Origin of the sequence: Bacillus sp. 22190 (genome assembly GCF_052045575.1) — a bacterium.
GTDB lineage: Bacteria > Bacillota > Bacilli > Bacillales > Bacillaceae > Bacillus > Bacillus altitudinis.
Genome location: NZ_JBQEPF010000001.1, coordinates 124,591 through 143,697 on the forward strand (window position 1 = coordinate 124,591; position 19,107 = coordinate 143,697).

The following is a 19,107-nucleotide window of genomic DNA, read 5'->3' on the forward strand; positions in this document are numbered from 1 at the left end:
TCATTTTTTATTTTTTGAAAGCGCTTTACTAATTGAAAATGAGGTGGTATGATCATATCACAAAAGTAATAAATATTACTTTAATAAAAATAAATGTAATGAATATAACTCAAAGGGGATGATGGAAACAATGAGTACTGTTCATTTCGTGTCGAAGGATCTTATCGCTAGGGCAAAAAAGCTTAACTCGACCTTGCTGTCAGACGTAATGGGGTGCACTGGCGCGATGGATCATCAAATCAAACCAGTTGCGAAAGGCATGAATGTAGTCGGCACAGCTTTTACTGTTAGCTTACGGCCAGGGGATAATTTATTTCTTCATCAAGCGATCTACTCTGCTAAAGAAGGAGATGTACTGATTGTTGACGGGAAAGACCATAAGGGTCATGCCTATTTAGGGGAATTGATGGCACATTCAGCAAAGGCTGTAGGAATAGAAGGAATCGTGATTGACGGGCTCGTTCGCGACAAACTCGCTTTAGAGGAGCTGGCTTTGCCAATCTACAGTAAGGGATTTATGCCAAACGGACCTTATAAAGATGGTCCTGGGGAATTGAATCAAACCATCTCGTGCGGCGGTGTCAAAGTAGCCCCAGGTGATTTAGTCATTGCTGACGATGATGGAGTCGTCATCGTTCCAAAGGAAAAGGCGGAACACCTGCTGACACTAGCGGAAGAGAAACAAGCGTATGAACATCAGAGATTAAAAACGATTCAACAGTATATGGACGAAGGAAAGCAAGACATCAGTCTCTTAGCACCGGCATGGCTGGAAGGCAGAATGAAAAAATTTCAGGAATAGGGGAATCGGTGATGAAAATAGGCTTTATCGGATATGGTGAAGCGGCATATGAGCTGTCAACGGGATTGAAAACAGAAGGATTAAATCAATTTTATGCGTATGATGTCCTATTACAAAATGAGAAATTAGCTGGCTCGTTGAAAGAAAAAGCATCGCAAACAGGCGTTCAATTAACGAGCAGTATTAGCGAACTCATTGAGAAATCTGATCTTATGATTGCAGCTGTACCAGCGAATAAAACCTTAGAAGTGGCACAATCTGTATCGGGAAGTTTGAAAAAGAATCAATTATATGTAGATGTATCGGCATCAACACCAGACATCAAAAAACAAGTAGCAAACGAAATTGAAAAGCAAGAAGCGCTATTTGTAGATGCCGCCATGCTAGGGTCTCTTCCAGTCAACAAACACAAGGTTCCGATCACGGCAAGCGGCAGTGGAATTGACCAATTCATGAAAGTCATGAATGCTTATGGCATGAATATCACAAAAATTAGTGATCAGCCAGGAGATGCTTCGGCACTAAAGCTAATCAGAAGCATTTATATGAAGGGGATTGTCGGTCTCTTGATTGAATTTTTGGAAATTTCCAAAAAATATAATGTGGAACATCAAGTGATTTCTTCACTAAGCGATACAATCGATAGCAAAAGTTTTGAAGAGACCATGAATCGTCTTGTGACAGGGAGTGCATTGCATGCAAAAAGACGGGCAGTAGAGCTTCTTGGCTCTATTGAAATGCTAGATGAAGCAGAGATTGATGCCAGTATGTCTCGGGCAGCACAAAAGAAGCTTGAGAAATTAGCAGACTTTCACTTTGCTGAACGATTTGACGGGGTAAAACCTGCTAGCTGGGAAGAAGTCATTGACGTGATGCAGCAAGGGGAATGAATTGTAAGCGTTTTATTTAATAAAGGGGAGGCGAAGAAACGATATGGGTTTTATTGCGTTGATTGTGTTCATAGCTGTCATCATTATATGGAATGTCGTCGTGAAGCGGAATATGGGAGAAGCCATGCTATTAGGCTTTATTGCAACCACATTATTTGGCGGATTGGATGCGTTAAGACTTTTCTGGGATGGTTTAATATTTGCATCCACGTATGAGGTGCTTTATGCAGCTGTCGCATTTGTATTCATGGCCTATTTAATCGAAAAGTTGGAATTAATTCATGCACTCTTACGAATCTTGAATTCTGTTGTAGGGAAACTTCCTGGTGGAGCGGCTTATATGAGTACGTTAGGTTCAGCAGTGTTAGGCGCTCTTTCAGGTTCAAATTCTGCAAACACAGCTGCGACTGGCTCTATCACCGCCTCTTGGATGATTAAATCCGGGTGGAGCCGGACCCACACGGCCACGATTCTAGCAGGGAATGGCGGACTTGGAGCGGCACTGCCTCCGAACTCTTCCATGTTTATCATGCTTGGGTTTGCCCCGGTTGCGGCCCTTGTATCTGAGGGAGATTTATATATTGCCCTTCTAATAGGAGGACTGTATCAAGTCGTATACCGATTTATTTTGGTGTATCTCCTGGTGAAAAAGAATAAAATTCAGGCCATGCCGCCAGATGATATTCTTCCTTTCTGGGAAGCTGTAAAACAAGGGTGGAAGTCGATCTTTATTTTTTTCGGTGCCTTGATTCCTATCATTGTCACGATTGGTCCTCTGGCAAACTATTTAAAAAGTAATCCAAACATCGGACCAGAGGCAATGGATCAAATTTCTTTAATTACGTGGATTCCGATTCTCATGATATTAATTAGTCTAACAATTGGAAGAAAAAAGGCGTCTGCACTTGATTGGTCTCAGTTTTTCAAGTCGGCTATTCCTAAGTTTACAACGATCGGAGCTTTGATGCTGTTTGCAGTGGCTGCTAGTCAAGTGCTTGCTGAATTAGGGCTCGCAGATGATTTGACGCAAATCACATCAGTACTTGCCATTCCGAAATGGCTCATGGTGCTCATTGTGGGTGTTCTTGTCACACTGGTGGCAGGCCCTCTATCTTCAACAGCGACATTAACAGCAGTTGGACTTGTCTCATTTTCAGCTTTAATCTCAGTTGGAGTGGACCCAGTTGTGGCTGTAGTTGCCATTCTTGCTTTTTCATCAACTGAAGGCGCTTCCCCGCCTGCATCAGGGTCCATATTTATCGCTTCTGGTCTAGCAGGGGCCAGACCAGAAAAAACCTTTATCCCACTGATCCTCTATTATATGCTTCCGATCGTTGGCATTGGCTGGCTCATTGGAATGGAGATACTTCCCGTATAGAAAGGAGAAACAGATGAGAGTATTGATGGAATTCTTATTTAAAGTGCTGCTTGTCCTATTTCTAACGTCAGGAACGTTGTTGGTATTCGGTCAAATACTAGGAATTCTCTTGCAAAAGGGAGATATGATCATTGCTAGTACGAACCTATTTAAAAACCCAACACTGGTGTTAAGTGCCTTTTTTAGCCTTGTCGGGTTTTCACTCCATTATATACCTGAGAAGAAAGACGCTGCATGTAACGATCATGGCTCATCATCAGTCACGGAAACTTTAAAATAAGTATCAAAAGCTGGATCCTATCGAAGGATTCAGCTTTTTTATGTGAATTAGGTATAAAAACCCAATACATACGATTCATTTTTTAGTGAATTCGTTTTCAATCATATGCCTCTTGTGCTAGTAAATGGTAACATAACGGAGGACTATTTGAGGAATAGAGGTGTTTGACGATGTCTGGAGCTATCATCGGTTATACAACAGCCTTGTATTCGTTAAAGGCAGACATATCCATAAAAAAAGAACAAATCATAGAACTGAACATGTGTCGAAAAGAAATAAAAGAAGCAAAGTCTGCTCTGGCAGATGCTAACAAGAAAATGACTCATCCAGATCTGACATCACATACATGGTTTGGCCATCTCGCAGATACGTTTGATGACATTCGAGACGAGATGGCATCCGCCAGTCAAGAGATAAAAAGTGTACAGCTAACCAATCTATTGAATCGAATTGATGAGAAAATCAGCGACTTAAAATCAGAGATCCATTCATTAGAACATGAAATTCATTCGGTTGAAAGAAAAATAGAGAAAGAAAAGCAAAAACAACTGGAAGAAAAAAGAGGGTAGTCACATGAGCAGAGAAATTAAAATAGATGCCAGTCAGGTCAAACGAGTATTACAGCATGCAAAACAATCAGGCGCTCAAATGAATGCAACACTTCCAACAACCATCAAAGGAAGAAATCAGCTCCTGACGGCAGACACACTAGAAAAAATCAATCAGCAGCTGAACGAATTAAGTACATCCTACATAGACATTCTTCAGAAACAACTTGTACAAACAGAACAAGCGGTGAACACCATGATCGAAACGGACAAGGCGCTTGCTTCCAGCAGTAAAAGAAAATAAAGGAGAAACGATCCATACCTGCGACTTTATCACCTATTATTGGATCTCTTCCTGTAATAACCCGACCCAATGCACAACCATATACAGGTACGCTTAAGTCGAGTGCTGGGTATGGTAAAGTTGTTGGTAGGCAGTCTGCTGACGGAAAAGTAAGATGGAGATTAGATTATGATCCTAATAAGGGACCACATATAAATATTGAAGATTTTCGTAATGGCAAAGGAGCTAATGCAAAGAAAATCGCTATACCATTTGAAGGTAACGAAGGTACTTTTAAATCTTTATTAAAACATCTGAATAGATAAGGAGATTTTATATGAGTTTATTTGAAGAATGTATTGAGGCACTTGGTGAGAATGTACACGTTTTATATGATAATAGTAGGGAGAAAATATTAAGCCATTTTGAAAGTTCATTTCCATTTTCTGATTGGGGGCAAATTGAATGGAAAAATTTATCTTCTTATGCTGAAGTGAATACGTTGGATGAGATACAATCCTTTTTAAATCAAAAAATGGATGAGTATAATGATGTTGTTTATATCATTTGGGATGAAGGGACGTTACCAATTATGCAATCTACTTTAGATAAAGTTTTTGAAGCTATAGATGATGTTACTGCAGTCAGTTTTGATACATGGATTTTTTCACCATCTTCTGGTTATGTTATTGAAATATTTCATGATGGTGAAGTGAAAGTAGGATCAAAGTAGGGATGTAATAGAAAAATGAATAATGATTGGATATCTGTTCAGGAAGTTGAAAATGATACTCAAATTTGGGCTGGAACCGTAGTTAGAGTTTTTACGGAGGAATTAAATAAGGATAACCTAGAAGGTAATTTCTATGATTACATCGTTTCTTTTATTTATGATAACAATGAATATTTACAATTAACCTGTCTTACTCAAGGTGAGGGTGGAAATATTGTTTGTGTATTGCAAACAGAACCAGATTCTAATTATTCATTAGGTAAGGAATTAAAAAGAATGATGGATGATGGTACAAACCCTGTTTTTGTGAAATTTTCACCTGAATGTATCGTTAAGTAAACATCTAATATGAGCGGTGAACACCATGATTGAAACGGACAAGGCGCTTGCTTCCAGCAGTAAAAGAAAATAAAGGAGAACGCAATGAAAACCCTTGATGCTTTTGCGCTAATAAACGGAATTGACCAAACGCTGAATACATTAAAACAGCAATCACAACAGATTAGCTCCATAGAAAAACAAATCCAACAGATCATCTCACTTGATGGCGCACTAAAGGGAGAGGCGGGACAAGCCATCCGCTCCTTTTATACAGAATGCCATATTCCCTTCCTGCAATTCTATCAGGTCATCATTGAGGAATATAGCGCTACATTGAAAAACACAAAGCAGGCGCTTCATAAACTTGAATCGAATCAGCAAGGCTTTATATCACAAGCATTTATTGAACACGAACTTGATCAAGGCTTAAAAAAAACGGAGCGAGCGATTTCTGACATTGTTTCAGATGTGAGCCAGGCGATCGGCAGGGTCAGTCATATCGTTCACTTGCCTCATGTAGACGAGTCTGCTTTTCAACAGAGCTATCAAAAAGCGTGGCTTGAGACATCCAGAACCATTGGACTGCTCCATGCCTTTGACAGAGAACAAACAAGTGCTATGAATGAAACAACAAGTGCATTGCAAACAATGAAGCAATACATCAACACGCTAAGCACCATGTTCACCAGTCCAAAAATCGACATCACGAGCTATCAAAAAGGATCTATTTTCAAAGATGGAAAAGAAGAAAAAGTGAACAGCACGATCAGCGGATTGAATGACAAAATAGACAACACGAAAGAAAACCCGATGATAATCATGCTGAAGAAACTGAAAGAGAAACAACAGGCGAATGTGGAGACGGTTGTTCGGAATGACACCCATAAAAACATCAGTAAACAAATCACAGCAAACGATCCATCACTTACGACATTGCAAAGGGAAGCTGTGAACGGGAAAAACAAGATTCATAGAGACATCAGGGTCGTAAATGGTAAACTATATAACGTAAAAGGCATCAAAAAGCTATAAGAATTCGACATCGCTGATGAAGTCGTCACAGATCCGTCGAACATTGATTTTATTGGCGGCCGATACACCGTTTACGCCAATAAACAAATCATCCGAACGTATATCGCAAACGGCGAAGTAAGAATAGAAGAAGTCGACAACATCCCAGAAAGCCGGAGCCGAGGCAATGCGAAACGCATATTAGACGGTGAAGTTGTCTCAACAACCGAAAACATCATCCTAGAATACAGCGGAATCTATGACGGTTATCGAGCCGTTACTGGTAAAGACCCAGAAACTAGCAAAAATATTAGCAGCACCGACCAAGCCCTATCCGCAGCCTCTATTATCCCATTTATGAAAATCATTAAAGGCGGGAAATATGTCTTTAAGAGTGATCAAGGGAAGAATGTGGTGAAGAGGGTTGAGAAGACGGGGAAGAATAAAGCTACTACATTTAAAATGGGGTATAAAAAACACCTAAAAGAAGTAGAAGCTGTTGTTAGAAAGAAAAACAAAGGCATTGTTGGTGGTCATAATATGCAAGAATTTGAAAAAGTATTTATTGATAATGGTTGGGATATACAAAAATGTATTATATCTAAAAAGCCGCATTCTAAATTTAAAGGAATATATGAGGTTGAATACGGTTTACCTGCTCTAAATAGAGAAGGTAATATTATCCCCGGTGAACTAAAAAAAGTTCGTACCCCAAAGACAGTTTATGATCCAAGGTTGATTTCAGATAAGAAAATGTTACAGTGGGGCGAAGAAGCGATGAAGAATGGAAAGATTGAAGGTAGGAAAATTACTGGAACTTCTAAGAACGGACTGAAGTTTGAAGGTTATATTGATGAAGCTACAGGAGAAATTACAAACTTCTTCCCAACATTGAGGTAATGGAGAGTGAAAACATTGAAAAATAAAAATAAAGAGCTTGTAAAATACTTCTTTCAAGTAATGGGGGACGAAAGGTTCCTAACAATTATGGATAAATTTTCGAAAAAAGAGGGGTATGGTATCGAACATGTATGGTGTGTTTTTGCAGACGATTATGAAGAATGGGAAGAAGATTATTTCGGTGAAGAAGGAATAGCTTTTTATTTCGATTATCCTGCCGTACAAGAAGACGAGGAAGTAATATTAGATTATGAAACTTTATATGAATATCTAGATGAAATTGTAGAATTCTATTTAGTTAGACATCCAGAAAATAAGTTAGAAATAGATAACTATATGAAGAAAATTAAACTGAAATATAATATAAAACAATCAAGAAAATGAATTGAATTCCCTAAAAAGCAAAAGAGCTACACTATATAATCTTTGTTCATGAGGAATTAAAAGTAACATATTTTATTTTGAGGTACTTTGATGCTATTGAGTATCAAAGTACCTTTTATTATGTATTACGATTGAACAAAATAAAATGAGTTTATGTGCAGGTGTTTGGAAGCGTGAAAACGTCGAACCCATAATTACACTGTGAAGTTGTCTCAACCGCTGAAAACATCATCCTAGAATACAGCGGCATCTACGACGGCTACCGAGCCGTTACTGGCAAAGACCCAGAAACCATCAAAAATATTAGCAGCACCGACCAAGCCCTATCCGCAGCCTCTATTATCCCATTTATGAAAATCATTAAAGGCGGGAAATATGCCATTAAGATTGATCAAGGGAAGAATGTGGTGAAGAGAGTTGAGAAGACGGGTAAAGGTGCGCGTGAACTTAATAAAGATTTAGCAAAAGCTTATCTTAGGGATATAGAGGCTAAAACTGGACGTAAGGTTAATAAAGATCAAATTCATCTGATTAAAGAGGCCTTAAGAAACAAAAACTATGAAAAATTGACACCAAAAGAGATTGCTAAGCATAGAAGCAAATTTACATCAAACTTGAAAAATAAATTAATTGCAGAGTGGGAAGAAAAAACCAAACAAAAGTGGCCATGATGTACAGAAGAAGTACTTGATAAGAATGGAGAGGTTGCTCGGAGGGTTAGTCAACCGTATGATGCTCATCATATCATAGAGAATAACTTTAGTGGCTGCTCATGAGTGGTGGAATAATCATCCGGCTAAATATCCTAACGAACATCAATCAGGGATACATGGAAAGGGAGCTCCATCAGGTAAACTATTTCCAAGGAGGTAAAATAGAATATGGCTAATTTTAAATTTATTAATGAACTAGAAAATAAAACTTATAAGGTATCTGAAGATGATATTTTAAAAGCTGAACAAAGAATGGGTATAAGTTTTCCAAATGATTTAAGACAGTTATATTTAGAAATTGGCTATGGTTTTATTAAAGGTCGAAGTGCTAACTCAATAAATAGAATTATGGGACCAGGGACAGTAGCAGATATTAGATTAAGAGAAGGTGTTTTTGAATTTGATCCAGATTTAGACGAACTTTTTGATGATGAAAATAAACTTATTTTTTTTGAAGTAAACGAAGGTGTTTATATTTCATTAGATTTAAAATTAGTTAATAACCCAGTATATTATTTTGATACTCAAATAGCTGAATCGTTAGAGGATTTTTTCAAAAAGTTTCTCAATAATAATGAATATTATCTTTAATTGAAGATTAGGCACAATTAGGCGGGAGAATAAAAAAACTTTTTTGACTATGCAATGCTTTTCAAGTTTTTAAATCAACTACTTAAGAGAGGGAAATAACGAATTTACAAAACGATTCAGAAGACGATGTAAAATATAGGTTAATAAAAGATTTTTTAACAAGTGAGGGTATGATTTCCTTCTCTGAATAATAATAGTAGCAACTGAAATGAACAGGAGATTTAATACATCATGTAGAGGAGTTTAAAATATTGAGATATGAACAAATTAAGAGCAACAGAGAAAATAGCTTTTTCCCAGTAATTGAAAAAGAAATAATGAATGTAGAGAAAGAACTTGATTTAAAGTTACCTAAGGAATTAATTCATTTTTATCTAGAAGTAGGTTATGGATTTATAAATGGTTCGGAATATAATATTAATCGTTTGATGGACCCGTATTCTGTAAGAGACTTTCGGTTAAGAGTTAATGATTTTGAATTCTATCCTGATATTGAAATCTTTGATAAATATGAAAATAATAAGTTAATATTTTTTGAAGCAAATGAAACAGCTTTGATGTCAATTGAATTGAATGAGATCGATAGAAGCGCAGTTTTCTATTATGATGTCAAAATTGCTGATTCTTTGGAAGAATTTTTAATTAAAATCCAAGAGAATGATAAATATTATCTGAATTTGCTGATAGATGAATAAAAACGTTAAAATATGATACCCTCTAACAATCAAAAAGGATGTAAGTGAATGGGTTATGACTCTCTAATAGGTACATTAATAAAATGTGAAAAAGATAATATGGAAATGGACTAAAAAATATTGCTAAGTTAGACACAGTCTTTGAGACAGATAATGGTCTAGAAATTCATGATATCAACTTTATAGAATATGTTGCAGCTATAGTTAAAGTTCAACTTATTATTAATCTTCCTAGCAAAAATGAATACGACAGTTTATATTATTGGATAGTTGAAGAAAAAACATTGTTCGAGTTATCACGCTATGAATATACAACAAGTAAAATCTCAGTAGATGGTAAAATCATATGGATATTTGGCAATGAGTAGTAAACAAAGTGATAGTTTGTTTGTTTAGGTTATAGCTTTCTCCATATCTGTAGAAATGTAAACGATTCCCATTGGTAACCCGCATGAAGTAATCTTTACTAAACAAGGCGCAATATTTTGCATGATTGATTCAAATTAATAGGAGTTGTTACGAAAAAAAAATTCTATATAAAGAATTGTCGAAATTGGAGAATATACGTATAGAGGGTATTTTTATTAAAGAAGAAGGTAGAAAGGCAACATTGAAATTTGATATGCCATTTTATGCGGATTCTCAACCTGTAAAATGGGCTGATTCAGGGTACAATTCAATTTCTCTTGAAATAGATATTTTTGATATCCATTATTTAGAAATAAAAACATAGTCAGATACATATAGAAGAAATATCGAAATAATAAAGATTAATCAAGAGTTAATTGAGATCGATATTATCGGAGAGATTACTGCAAAAATAAAAGCAGAAACTAGTCTCATTCAAACTATTAACGGTTATATGAATCGTTTATAAAAGATATGAAGAAAGAGAATGCGATTGGTTGAGTTAAAATAACGACAAGTTCACTTTTTACCTAATAAGGAAAAGGGGTATAGAATGAAAGTAAAAAGAGTCAATTGGATTTCACAAGAAGCTTTAGAAGCAGAAGTAGTTGTAACAGATGGAGAATTTGACATAAGTTGTTTTGCACAACCATTCAAGCAATTAGGAGAGGATGAGTTTATAGAAACAATATTTTGTTTAAATGCCCAAAATATTGTGAAAGTTGATCAACGAGATTATCATATTGAAAAGTCAGTTGGTCATTTTAGTTATCGTTTAGTTGGTGAATGTATTGATAAACACGACGGAAAAGTACAATTAGGTAACCTGTTATTTGAATTAGATAACAGGTTAATAGCTGGAGATATAATAGATGGTGATTTTATCAGTTTTTGTTGTGAAAGATTAGATATTTATTAGTATAGTGATTGTTAAGTATTTACTTTAGATCAAACCGGCGGGGAAAAGATAAAATGTATAAAACTGAAATGTTGAAAAGAAATCAGTTAGATTGTAACTGGAATACATTGTTAATAGGAAGGCAATACAAATTAATTTCTCCCGAAGAAGTTACAAATTATGCCGTAGAATATTTGGAGTGTAATCCTCATCTAAACCATAAATTCATCCTTGATTTAGCATGGGATATAACAGAAGACGAAGTGGATGATTTACTTGAAAAAGTAGTGTCTGATCATTCTCCTGAAGCCTTAGCAAAAGAGTATCACAAGTGGTTATATAGTATTTTAAGAGAGGTCTATCATGGCACTCCTGATGAAAATGCCTTTCAAGAAATTGAAAATGTCTTTTTCATGTTTCATACACCTACCATCATGCAGGAAGTTTTTAGAAGGATATCAAATATATATTATTATCCCTCCCATTCAAAAAAAACGATAAAAGAACTTCTTAAAGAATTTTTAGAGGATGAGAAAAAACGGATTAATGGTGAGGGGGAAGTATAATGATGATCAAGTATGACGAATTTGACCTTTTAGAACTCTTTCAAAGTGAACCGGAGAGTATAACTGGTAATATCGATGATGGAGAGTTAATTTATATATATAAAGACAACACAAATTTTCAAGTGGTTTTCTGTTTGGATGTATATCAACAAACGATCACTCTAAGTCTAACCTGGAATGATTCAGTCGTGTTTACAGGTGATTTTTATCATGTAACAAATTTAAAAAAAGAAGATAATAGTTTGATTATCTATGTAGAAGGAGTAAAGAGACTGAAAGTGAATTTTTATAAACAACTAGGGGTGGAAATCCTTGATTCGTATTTATAATTGAGGAAGCCTTCAAAGGTAATGAATTCGCCTCAAAACCTTTGCATGGCGTTTAGTGACATAATATCCTCTCGAAAAAATCTGTGGTGAGCTAATCAAGACTATCAAGCAAATATTTTTTGCTGAGACATTCTAGTGAATTCTACATTTGACGATAAAGTATCTTGAAGATCTGAAAGTGGGATAATCTAAACTAGGAATCCATTAGGTGGAAGTGAGGGTATATTGTGATATACGAATGTCTTATAAAAAACTCAATCCTCTGATTGAGGAAGAAGCAACTATTGAGATAAACGGTGTAGAATTAACAGGTTTTATTTCTATTTGTCCGTATGAAATTAAAGTGGGGAAAAGTTATCAAGTAGCCATCGGGTTTACTATATTAGATGAATTGATAATCCATGAAATTCTGGAAGAAAAGAAAGAAATAGAACGCATTGGTTCAGGGTATGATTATTATTTAAGCGGTCTGTTACACGCAGGTAAAATTGACGCAGGTTTAGTTTTCACTGACGATGATGAGTGTTTTGCCAATTTTTTTAAATTGAAAGATAAACCGGTTGAAATAAAAGTTGATAGAATTAGTCTGGAATTTATAAGCACAAAATAGACGATGTTGTGGTGATTAATGTAAATGATGAAAGGGATAAATAAGTGTATGATTATTTAATTTGGACATTAATAAAGTATGAAAAAAGGGATGAGATATTGGAATGGAAAAGTGGATTAAAGATTCTAGGGAGACTAGATACAGTATTTGAAACAAACAATATGTAAGATGAAGATGATATTCATTTTACAGAATATATTGCTGCCGCTTTCCAAGTATATGATATACTATCTCAGCCCGATGAAAACAGTGGAAGTGTATACGATTGGTTAATCCAGGGGAAAAGCTCTTTAGTTGAGATATCTCTTTATGATGATCCACCAAATAAAATGTTGGTGGATGGTCAAATCGTATGGGAATTGACCGATGAGTAACAATTGACGAATTATAAATCCAAGCCCTCGTGTAAGAGGGTCTTTTTATTGATGAGTTAGTGAAATGCTCAAAGTTGACCGTTGGTAAAATAATTTCTGAAGGTTCGTAACTGGGTCAGTTTAAGCTGAAATATGGTAACGTATATGTATCAAAACGCCCTATTCATATGAATCAAAGTAAAGTACCATTGATCGATCTGAAAAGCAGGGGATTTTATGAACAAAAAAGCAGAGCTAAAAAATCAAATCCAAACTGTAATAAACATTCTAGAAAAAGATTATTCGCAAGAGATCAATCAAGGTATTCTCCAATTAATATACAAAAGATATGAGGAGGCACAACGGATCATTCAAAACAATGAAGATATCCAAAAATCATAATCACTGGCGGGGTAAGAGCCTATTTGGATAGTTACAATGACTATTTAAATCCCTTTCTAGATGAACTACATAAAGCGGAGAGTTTACTAAAAGAAATGCTGTATTAGTTTGGACTGCTTGTCTATAGTTCAAGATAATCGAATGTATAAAAGAACTATGAGTATAGGAGGCTCTCAAACATGATCAATTTCCCTCAAAACCCAAACAATCACCTGAACAAACCAGCAAGTGATCTGTACATCAAAGAGGCAGAATCCCAATTAAATATGGTGCTGCCTCATGCCTATAAGACCTTACTCAAACAGACAAATGGGTGTTCTATTGGCGGTGGGGTGCTTCTATACGGCACTGAGGACCTTGCAGAGCGCAATGCAACGAGGGAAGTCTATCAGTATGCAAGCGGCTATGTGGCGATCGGTGACGACAGCGGCGGACAAATATTTCTCATGCGTCTGGCTGAAGAGGAAGAAAAGGTGTGGATTGTGGATGCTGGTGTGATGGACCCTAAGTATGCAGAGTTGGTGACCGACAATTTGCTGAAGTGGGTGCGTAGGGGATGTATCGTTGAATGATCACGCTATCTTGAATGCAAGAATCACTGAAAAGTAAAAACTAAACTTCCAGTTAAAACGCTCTGTGACACCAAATGTCATGGGGCTTTTTTGATGATCTCTCTCATTCTCCCTCCATGTTATAATAAACACAGTTTATGAACGAGAGGATATGCAGGACATGAAAAATGAACCTATTGAGTTATTGACGCAGCCGACATGGCGAATCATAGATCAATCGAGCCTTGGTCTCTATGTAGACCCAAAGCAATCTTTTGCGATGGATGATACGCTTTGTGCGTCGGTCGGGAAAGGACTCTCACCAGCGACAGCGCGTTCTTGGGTGCACCACAATACGATCGTTCTTGGGATTCAGGATACAAGACTTCCATTTCTCCAAGATGGTGTAAAGCTTCTTGCGAAAGAGGGATATCGCGTCATTGTGCGCAATTCAGGCGGTCTTGCTGTTGTGCTGGATGAAGGCGTACTGAATGTGTCTTTAATCTTTGCGGAACAAAAGAAGGGCATTGATATTGACCGAGGATATGATGCGATGGTGGAATTGATCCGCCGGATGCTGTCGCTGTATGAGGTGGACATTGAAGCTTATGAGATTGTCGGATCTTATTGTCCGGGCAGCTATGATCTAAGCATCAATGGAAAGAAATTTGCCGGCATTTCTCAGCGTAGATTACGCGGAGGGGTCGCTGTGCAGATCTATTTGTGTGCAGATGGAAGCGGCCGGGAACGAGCTGATTTGATTCGCCGTTTTTATGAGGCGGCCTTAAAGGATAAACGGCATGAGGTGAAAGCGGTATTCCCTGATATACAGCCTGATACGATGGCATCCCTATCAGAATTAACTGGAGAACCCATTGACTGTGCGCTTCTCATGCGTCTTTTACTAGAAGAACTTCAAAAGCTGAGCGAGCAACTGACCGCTTCAGGGTTGACCACCGAGGAACAACTGGAGTTTGAGAAAAACATGACACGGATGATTGAGCGGAATGAGAAAGTGTTCTCGTAAACACATCTTTCCATCTTAAAAATAGGGGTGATGTAATGGAAACGAAACTTCTGAAAGCGATTGAACTTCGAGAAAGTGGACATCTTCAAGAATCCAATGACATGCTCATCCGTCTTGTAGAAGAGTATCCAGATCATGCCTCCATTCACTATCAATGTGCTTGGAGCTATGATGTGTTAGGGAAGGAAAAACAAGCTGTCTTTTTTTATGAGAGGACCCTTGAACTAGGTTTGTCTTCAGAAGAAAGAGAAGATGCTTTCTTAGGATTAGGAAGTACATACAGAACCTTAGGGGAATATGAAAAGTCAAAACAAATATTCCTCCATGCGATGGAAGCTTATCCGCATAATAAAGCCATTCAAACGTTTTATGCCATGACTTTGTATAATTTAAATGAACATAGCAAAGCCATGGAAATACTATTGAACTGTTTGACTGAAACGACAAACGATCCTGCTATTTTGAGTTATCGAAAGGCCATTGACTTTTATTCAAATCAGTTAGATCGATTGTGGAAATGATTTATATAGAAATGGAGGGGCAATGTTATGAAAGAATCCCCTCCTTTGCTATGACATTTTATATGTGATAGTCCTTTATGACATAAGAAAGAAGGAAAATGTTTTGTCATTCATCACCACGTATTACCCGCTGTTTATGCTTTGTATGTTGTCTCTGTTGTATATGATATATCGTATCCAGCCAATGGCCTCTACTGTGAAAAAAGTCATCATTGTGCTATGTGTGTTAACAAATGCTGCCTATATTTGCTGGCGCCTCTTCTTTACATTGCCGCATGAAGGTACTTTTAATATTGTCATGGGCATTTTGCTTGTTGCCTGTGAATGCATTGGGTTTATCCAGCTGCTTGTGTTTTATACACTGGTTTGGAAGCCTTCAAATCGGAAACAAGTCATGATCAGTGATCTTGACAGGCTGCCAACAGTTGATATTTTCATAGCTACATATAATGAACCGATTGAGGTGCTGAAACGCACTGTTGCAGGTTGTTTGAATCTCTCTTATCCGAAGGAAAGCGTTCAAATTTATTTATGTGATGATGGCAATAGGGAAGTTGTAGAGCAGCTTGCTTCTGAGTTTGGTGTTCATTATCTGACAAGAACAGATAACAGATTTGCTAAGGCAGGTAATTTAAATCATGCAATGTCTCAAACGGATGGGGAGCTGATTCTGACGCTTGATGCAGATATGGTCCCTCTTCCTTCATTTTTAGAAAAAACAGTGCCCTATTTTCATGATGGGGCAACTGCGTTTGTTCAAGTTCCACAGGCGTTTTATAACGAAGATCCTTTCCAATATAATATGTTCTCGAAAGATCGAATTCCAAATGAGCAGGACTTCTTCATGCAAACTCTCCAAGCTGGTAAGGATCGGTTTAATGCCGTCATGTATGTTGGGAGTAATACGGTTTTTAGAAGAACGGCATTAGATGAAATTGGCGGATTTGCGACTGGAGTGATTACAGAAGACATGGCAACAGGAATGCTTCTCCAGGGGAAATTCAAATCTGTGTCTGTCGGAGAAGTATTAGCCGTCGGTCTGGCACCTGAAAGCTGGCTTGATCTGTTAAAGCAAAGAGATCGCTGGTCGAGAGGGAACATTCAGTGTGCCCGTAAGTTTAATCCTTTGAAGGTGCGCGGCTTAACGCTGATGCAGAGAGTTCTTTATTTAGATGGCATTGTGTATTGGTTTAACGGTTTGTTTAAAATGATTTATATTCTCACACCGATTTTGTTTTTATTGTTTGGTATTCAAAGTTTCTGGGCAGATTTCCAGTCCGTTTTCATGTTTTGGCTGCCGGCGTTCTTTAGCTCGTATTTAGCATTTAAACTTGTGTCGAATCAAAAAAGAAGTATGTTTTGGAGTCATATTTATGAAAGTTCAATGGCATTCCATTTAGCTGGTGTGGCACTCAGTGAACTGTTCTTGAAAAAACGTGTTGAATTTCTGGTGACACCGAAGGGGATTCAAACGGACAAAAGGCATTTTCATCTGAAAACGATGATTCCCCATCTGCTCTTCTTGCTGCTCTCATTGCTTGCCCTTGTGAAAATAGGGTACGATGTGAAGGTAAATGGGACGATGAACGCTGATCTCATGTTGATTAATATTTTTTGGGTGCTTTATAACGGTGCAGGCTTATTCATGGCACTGCTTGTGGCGTTTGATCGACCGCGTTATCGGAAATCAGAGCGATTTATCATTGAAAAAGAGGGGCATCTTCGTTCTGATCATCAAGATCAGTCGATGGCTTGTTTTCTACTAGATATGAGTGATTCAGGTGCACGTCTATCCATTCCATTGGACAAAGCGTCTTCTCTATATCAAGGACAAACGCAATTATTTTTTTCAGAGAATGAAAGTGTGGCGTGTGACGTGGTTTGGAGCTATCCAGAGGGAGACAAGCTGATGGTTGGTGTTGCTTTTACTGACACAAAAAAATCAGAGTATTTATCACTGATCCGTTTCTTATTCACACGAGAGCATGTAGCGGTGACGGATCGTGAGAAAAAATCTCATGCTGTTCGCACGTTTCTCCGCTTTTTAAGAGAAACGGAGAAGGTACCAAAGGCTCTGCGGCGCAAATGGATGAGAAGGCCATTGCAAGGTGTGACAGGCACGATCGCCTATGAGGACCGACTAGAAGAGAAGGTGCCGGTGATCATACATGATATCAGTTTATCTGGGTGCAAAATTGAGTTTGAAGATTCAATTGAATTAAATGGGCAAGTGCTGATCACCATTGACACAGAATCTCTAACGGATCAGCCGGCGATTGCGATTTGGACATCACAAAAACGCAGACGTACAATGGCTGGACTCAAGTTTGTTCAGCCTGAAATCAAGCAGATAGAAGAAAGAGAGGGAGTGGTTTCTTGAAATCCAAAAATGGCGGTTACCTCTATTTACTATGGCTTCCTGTCATCATAGGAGCCGGCTACGGCATTTCGCTTTTCGTGCCGTTTCTTCAGCCTGTACTGACGCTTGGTATCGCAGGGCTTTATATTTTTATCTTTGGTGATTTTCAGGTGAGGCAAGTTAGGTATATTTTTATGTTCGTCTTCTTGATCAATGTCCTTTTTAGTGTGATGCTATTTTTGGATATTTAAAAAAGTGCTTCCCGCAGGTGGGGAGCACTTTTTGCTTATTCTGCCATTTTTTCAAGGTTGCCGTTCCGGTCCATTTTAAAGGTTGGTGCGGCACTGTCGTCCTCTTCAAACAAAACTAGTTTTCTTGCACGGTTCATGATTTTGACGAGTGTTTCATAATCTTCTTGAATGGTGAGCTGATCCTTTTCAAGCTTTTTCACTTCAGCTTCTAGCTGCGTGACTTTATGTGAAAGTTCGTTGTTTTCTCGTTTTAACCGGCTATTTTCCATCCGTAAGGCAGAGGATTGCTGTCCATCGCCTTCATAGCGGCGTAAGAAATCAATGATATCCTCAATGGTTAACTCTTGGCGCTGCCCAAATGGATTGGCTTCTGGCTTTTTCTCTGTCACTTGAGAAGCCTGTGACAATAAATGTGATAAACTAGCTAACTCTTCATTGTAGCTTTGATCCACAAACTGAAGCTGTTCGGCTGTTTCGGCTGCAGGTGCAAATGTTTCTTCTTGCGCAGGTTCCAGTTCTTGAGAGAACTCTTCCTGTGTGATCGTTTCTTCAACTTGCGGCTGATAGAGCAAACGTTTTTTCGCAGGCTGTCCATTGCCGAGTGCACGCATGCGTTGTTTACGCTGTTTTTTGGCAAGTGCCAATGCTTTTTCATATTGATGCCTCACGACAGCATTCCATCTAAATCCGCATGCCGCTGAGGTACGGTTTAGCTTGTCTCCAACTTCTTCAAATGCGTTCAGTTGTGTACTGCCCTCTCTGACGTGACGTAAGACGGTTTCTGCCAGAAGGAGATCATTTTCCTCTGACCAAGCATCTTGTCTTTGTTTTGACATGTGTTTAAACCCCCATAAGATTTGATGGTATTAGATTAGCCAAGTTGAAGAAGGTTTATACAAGTTTGCTAAAAGGATAGTGGAAAATACTAGCTTTTATGTGAATACGTCTCTGTGCTGACAATGCTTCTTGCAACTCCAGTCGCTTCGATGTACAATGTTGGGTGGTATATTATTCACTCTTAGTTGTCCAACTGTTTCATATAGAATGAAGTTTCATCATTGAAAGGAAGCGTAAGAACATGGCTAATGAGTTTCGCGTATGTGACGATTGTGATGCGACGAACCTAAAAACGTTATTGCCTCGACTTAAATCGGTTGACCCTGATGCAAAAATTGAGATTGGCTGTCAATCGTATTGCGGTCCAGGACGAAAAAAGGCTTTTGCGTTTGTGAACAATCGCCCATTATCCGCACCAACAGAAGATGAGTTACTCGAAAAGGTTCAAAAAAAAGTCAAATAAATG

23 protein-coding genes and 5 pseudogenes are annotated in these 19,107 nt (G+C 37.8%); 27 read left to right on the forward strand and 1 reads right to left on the reverse strand.

Going from position 1 to position 19,107, the window contains the following annotated elements:
- Positions 1-130 precede the first annotated feature (130 nt).
- The 26 genes and pseudogenes from ACTJKA_RS00650 to ACTJKA_RS00775 all read left to right on the forward strand — a co-directional run bounded on the left by ACTJKA_RS00650 (position 131) and on the right by ACTJKA_RS00775 (position 17,804).
- Complete coding sequence (locus ACTJKA_RS00650; RefSeq protein WP_268358337.1) at positions 131-802, forward strand: RraA family protein; 672 nt, start codon at positions 131-133, stop codon at positions 800-802.
- Between the two features lie 11 nt (positions 803-813).
- Positions 814-1,692, forward strand: a complete 879-nt coding sequence (locus tag ACTJKA_RS00655) for a DUF1932 domain-containing protein (protein ID WP_268358339.1) — start codon at positions 814-816, stop codon at positions 1,690-1,692.
- 43 nt (positions 1,693-1,735) lie between these two features.
- Positions 1,736-3,070: a TRAP transporter large permease subunit gene (locus tag ACTJKA_RS00660; protein WP_268358341.1), complete on the forward strand. Its 1,335-nt coding sequence runs from the start codon at positions 1,736-1,738 to the stop codon at positions 3,068-3,070.
- A 13-nt stretch (positions 3,071-3,083) separates the two neighbouring features.
- Positions 3,084-3,350, forward strand: a complete 267-nt coding sequence (locus ACTJKA_RS00665) for a hypothetical protein (protein WP_116306403.1) — start codon at positions 3,084-3,086, stop codon at positions 3,348-3,350.
- A 170-nt stretch (positions 3,351-3,520) separates the two neighbouring features.
- Positions 3,521-3,919, forward strand: coding sequence for a YwqH-like family protein (locus ACTJKA_RS00670; RefSeq protein WP_041507929.1), 399 nt, complete (start codon positions 3,521-3,523; stop codon positions 3,917-3,919).
- Between the two features lie 4 nt (positions 3,920-3,923).
- Positions 3,924-4,202, forward strand: a complete 279-nt coding sequence (locus ACTJKA_RS00675; RefSeq protein ID WP_008343583.1) for a YwqI/YxiC family protein — start codon at positions 3,924-3,926, stop codon at positions 4,200-4,202.
- A gap of 68 nt (positions 4,203-4,270) precedes the next feature.
- A pseudogene (locus ACTJKA_RS00680) lies at positions 4,271-4,507 on the forward strand (T7SS effector LXG polymorphic toxin); the annotation flags it as partial.
- A gap of 11 nt (positions 4,508-4,518) precedes the next feature.
- The gene (locus ACTJKA_RS00685) at positions 4,519-4,914 is read left to right on the forward strand and encodes a CDI toxin immunity protein (protein WP_268358342.1); all 396 of its coding nucleotides are present in this window, start codon (positions 4,519-4,521) and stop codon (positions 4,912-4,914) included.
- Positions 4,915-4,929: 15 nt separating this feature from the next.
- A complete protein-coding gene (locus tag ACTJKA_RS00690; protein WP_268358343.1) occupies positions 4,930-5,253 on the forward strand; it encodes a hypothetical protein in 324 nt (107 codons plus the stop codon).
- Between the two features lie 84 nt (positions 5,254-5,337).
- Positions 5,338-7,146 (forward strand): annotated as a pseudogene (locus ACTJKA_RS00695) (T7SS effector LXG polymorphic toxin).
- 15 nt (positions 7,147-7,161) lie between these two features.
- A complete protein-coding gene (gene cdiI, locus ACTJKA_RS00700; RefSeq protein WP_008362291.1) occupies positions 7,162-7,530 on the forward strand; it encodes a ribonuclease toxin immunity protein CdiI in 369 nt (122 codons plus the stop codon).
- A gap of 203 nt (positions 7,531-7,733) precedes the next feature.
- Positions 7,734-8,403 (forward strand): annotated as a pseudogene (locus tag ACTJKA_RS00705) (pre-toxin TG domain-containing protein); the annotation flags it as partial.
- 8 nt (positions 8,404-8,411) lie between these two features.
- Positions 8,412-8,834: an SMI1/KNR4 family protein gene (locus ACTJKA_RS00710; RefSeq protein WP_265154599.1), complete on the forward strand. Its 423-nt coding sequence runs from the start codon at positions 8,412-8,414 to the stop codon at positions 8,832-8,834.
- A 251-nt stretch (positions 8,835-9,085) separates the two neighbouring features.
- Positions 9,086-9,529 carry an SMI1/KNR4 family protein gene (locus tag ACTJKA_RS00715; protein WP_171465881.1) on the forward strand — a complete coding sequence of 148 codons (444 nt, stop codon included), beginning with the start codon at positions 9,086-9,088 and terminating at the stop codon, positions 9,527-9,529.
- Between the two features lie 544 nt (positions 9,530-10,073).
- Positions 10,074-10,262 (forward strand): immunity 50 family protein, encoded by a 189-nt coding sequence (locus ACTJKA_RS00720; RefSeq protein WP_265154600.1) that lies wholly within the window; start codon positions 10,074-10,076, stop codon positions 10,260-10,262.
- Positions 10,263-10,490: 228 nt separating this feature from the next.
- A complete protein-coding gene (locus ACTJKA_RS00725) occupies positions 10,491-10,856 on the forward strand; it encodes a hypothetical protein (RefSeq protein ID WP_265154601.1) in 366 nt (121 codons plus the stop codon).
- Between the two features lie 53 nt (positions 10,857-10,909).
- Positions 10,910-11,401 (forward strand): DUF2247 family protein, encoded by a 492-nt coding sequence (locus tag ACTJKA_RS00730; RefSeq protein ID WP_268358348.1) that lies wholly within the window; start codon positions 10,910-10,912, stop codon positions 11,399-11,401.
- Positions 11,401-11,730: a hypothetical protein gene (locus ACTJKA_RS00735; RefSeq protein ID WP_171465878.1), complete on the forward strand. Its 330-nt coding sequence runs from the start codon at positions 11,401-11,403 to the stop codon at positions 11,728-11,730. The genes ACTJKA_RS00730 and ACTJKA_RS00735 overlap by 1 nt, the downstream gene beginning before the upstream one ends.
- Before the next feature lie 238 nt (positions 11,731-11,968).
- On the forward strand, positions 11,969-12,340 hold the full coding sequence (locus ACTJKA_RS00740) for a hypothetical protein (RefSeq protein ID WP_268358389.1): 372 nt from the start codon (positions 11,969-11,971) through the stop codon (positions 12,338-12,340).
- Positions 12,341-12,384: 44 nt separating this feature from the next.
- Positions 12,385-12,714, forward strand: a pseudogene (locus ACTJKA_RS00745) (hypothetical protein).
- A gap of 216 nt (positions 12,715-12,930) precedes the next feature.
- Positions 12,931-13,202: pseudogene (locus tag ACTJKA_RS00750) on the forward strand (hypothetical protein).
- A 72-nt stretch (positions 13,203-13,274) separates the two neighbouring features.
- Positions 13,275-13,667, forward strand: coding sequence for an SMI1/KNR4 family protein (locus tag ACTJKA_RS00755; RefSeq protein ID WP_265154602.1), 393 nt, complete (start codon positions 13,275-13,277; stop codon positions 13,665-13,667).
- A gap of 160 nt (positions 13,668-13,827) precedes the next feature.
- Positions 13,828-14,673 carry a lipoate--protein ligase family protein gene (locus ACTJKA_RS00760; protein ID WP_008343563.1) on the forward strand — a complete coding sequence of 282 codons (846 nt, stop codon included), beginning with the start codon at positions 13,828-13,830 and terminating at the stop codon, positions 14,671-14,673.
- Between the two features lie 35 nt (positions 14,674-14,708).
- Complete coding sequence (locus ACTJKA_RS00765; RefSeq protein ID WP_345911302.1) at positions 14,709-15,194, forward strand: tetratricopeptide repeat protein; 486 nt, start codon at positions 14,709-14,711, stop codon at positions 15,192-15,194.
- A 103-nt stretch (positions 15,195-15,297) separates the two neighbouring features.
- Positions 15,298-17,574 (forward strand): glycosyltransferase, encoded by a 2,277-nt coding sequence (locus ACTJKA_RS00770; protein WP_345911300.1) that lies wholly within the window; start codon positions 15,298-15,300, stop codon positions 17,572-17,574.
- The gene (locus ACTJKA_RS00775; protein ID WP_008343557.1) at positions 17,571-17,804 is read left to right on the forward strand and encodes a DUF5970 family protein; all 234 of its coding nucleotides are present in this window, start codon (positions 17,571-17,573) and stop codon (positions 17,802-17,804) included. The genes ACTJKA_RS00770 and ACTJKA_RS00775 overlap by 4 nt, the downstream gene beginning before the upstream one ends.
- 35 nt (positions 17,805-17,839) lie before the next feature.
- Here the strand turns inward: ACTJKA_RS00775 and ACTJKA_RS00780 are convergent, their stop codons facing one another.
- A complete protein-coding gene (locus ACTJKA_RS00780; protein WP_035702384.1) occupies positions 17,840-18,640 on the reverse strand; it encodes an RsfA family transcriptional regulator in 801 nt (266 codons plus the stop codon).
- Between the two features lie 242 nt (positions 18,641-18,882).
- Here ACTJKA_RS00780 and ACTJKA_RS00785 point away from each other — a divergent pair, with 242 nt between their 5' ends.
- Positions 18,883-19,104 (forward strand): DUF1450 domain-containing protein, encoded by a 222-nt coding sequence (locus tag ACTJKA_RS00785; RefSeq protein ID WP_003215259.1) that lies wholly within the window; start codon positions 18,883-18,885, stop codon positions 19,102-19,104.
- Positions 19,105-19,107: the final 3 nt, after the last annotated feature.

Bases quoted from the DNA above. Each gene is read 5' to 3' on its own strand.
- ACTJKA_RS00650 (WP_268358337.1), top strand. From the start codon at position 131: ATGAGTACTGTTCATTTCGTGTCGAAGGATCTTATCGCTAGGGCAAAA.
- ACTJKA_RS00655 (WP_268358339.1), top strand. From the start codon at position 814: ATGAAAATAGGCTTTATCGGATATGGTGAAGCGGCATATGAGCTGTCA.
- ACTJKA_RS00660 (WP_268358341.1), top strand. From the start codon at position 1,736: ATGGGTTTTATTGCGTTGATTGTGTTCATAGCTGTCATCATTATATGG.
- ACTJKA_RS00665 (WP_116306403.1), top strand. From the start codon at position 3,084: ATGAGAGTATTGATGGAATTCTTATTTAAAGTGCTGCTTGTCCTATTT.
- ACTJKA_RS00670 (WP_041507929.1), top strand. From the start codon at position 3,521: ATGTCTGGAGCTATCATCGGTTATACAACAGCCTTGTATTCGTTAAAG.
- ACTJKA_RS00675 (WP_008343583.1), top strand. From the start codon at position 3,924: ATGAGCAGAGAAATTAAAATAGATGCCAGTCAGGTCAAACGAGTATTA.
- ACTJKA_RS00685 (WP_268358342.1), top strand. From the start codon at position 4,519: ATGAGTTTATTTGAAGAATGTATTGAGGCACTTGGTGAGAATGTACAC.
- ACTJKA_RS00690 (WP_268358343.1), top strand. From the start codon at position 4,930: ATGAATAATGATTGGATATCTGTTCAGGAAGTTGAAAATGATACTCAA.
- ACTJKA_RS00710 (WP_265154599.1), top strand. From the start codon at position 8,412: ATGGCTAATTTTAAATTTATTAATGAACTAGAAAATAAAACTTATAAG.
- ACTJKA_RS00725 (WP_265154601.1), top strand. From the start codon at position 10,491: ATGAAAGTAAAAAGAGTCAATTGGATTTCACAAGAAGCTTTAGAAGCA.
- ACTJKA_RS00730 (WP_268358348.1), top strand. From the start codon at position 10,910: ATGTATAAAACTGAAATGTTGAAAAGAAATCAGTTAGATTGTAACTGG.
- ACTJKA_RS00735 (WP_171465878.1), top strand. From the start codon at position 11,401: ATGATGATCAAGTATGACGAATTTGACCTTTTAGAACTCTTTCAAAGT.
- ACTJKA_RS00740 (WP_268358389.1), top strand. From the start codon at position 11,969: ATGTCTTATAAAAAACTCAATCCTCTGATTGAGGAAGAAGCAACTATT.
- ACTJKA_RS00755 (WP_265154602.1), top strand. From the start codon at position 13,275: ATGATCAATTTCCCTCAAAACCCAAACAATCACCTGAACAAACCAGCA.
- ACTJKA_RS00760 (WP_008343563.1), top strand. From the start codon at position 13,828: ATGAAAAATGAACCTATTGAGTTATTGACGCAGCCGACATGGCGAATC.
- ACTJKA_RS00765 (WP_345911302.1), top strand. From the start codon at position 14,709: ATGGAAACGAAACTTCTGAAAGCGATTGAACTTCGAGAAAGTGGACAT.
- ACTJKA_RS00780 (WP_035702384.1), bottom strand. From the start codon at position 18,640: ATGTCAAAACAAAGACAAGATGCTTGGTCAGAGGAAAATGATCTCCTT.
- ACTJKA_RS00785 (WP_003215259.1), top strand. From the start codon at position 18,883: ATGGCTAATGAGTTTCGCGTATGTGACGATTGTGATGCGACGAACCTA.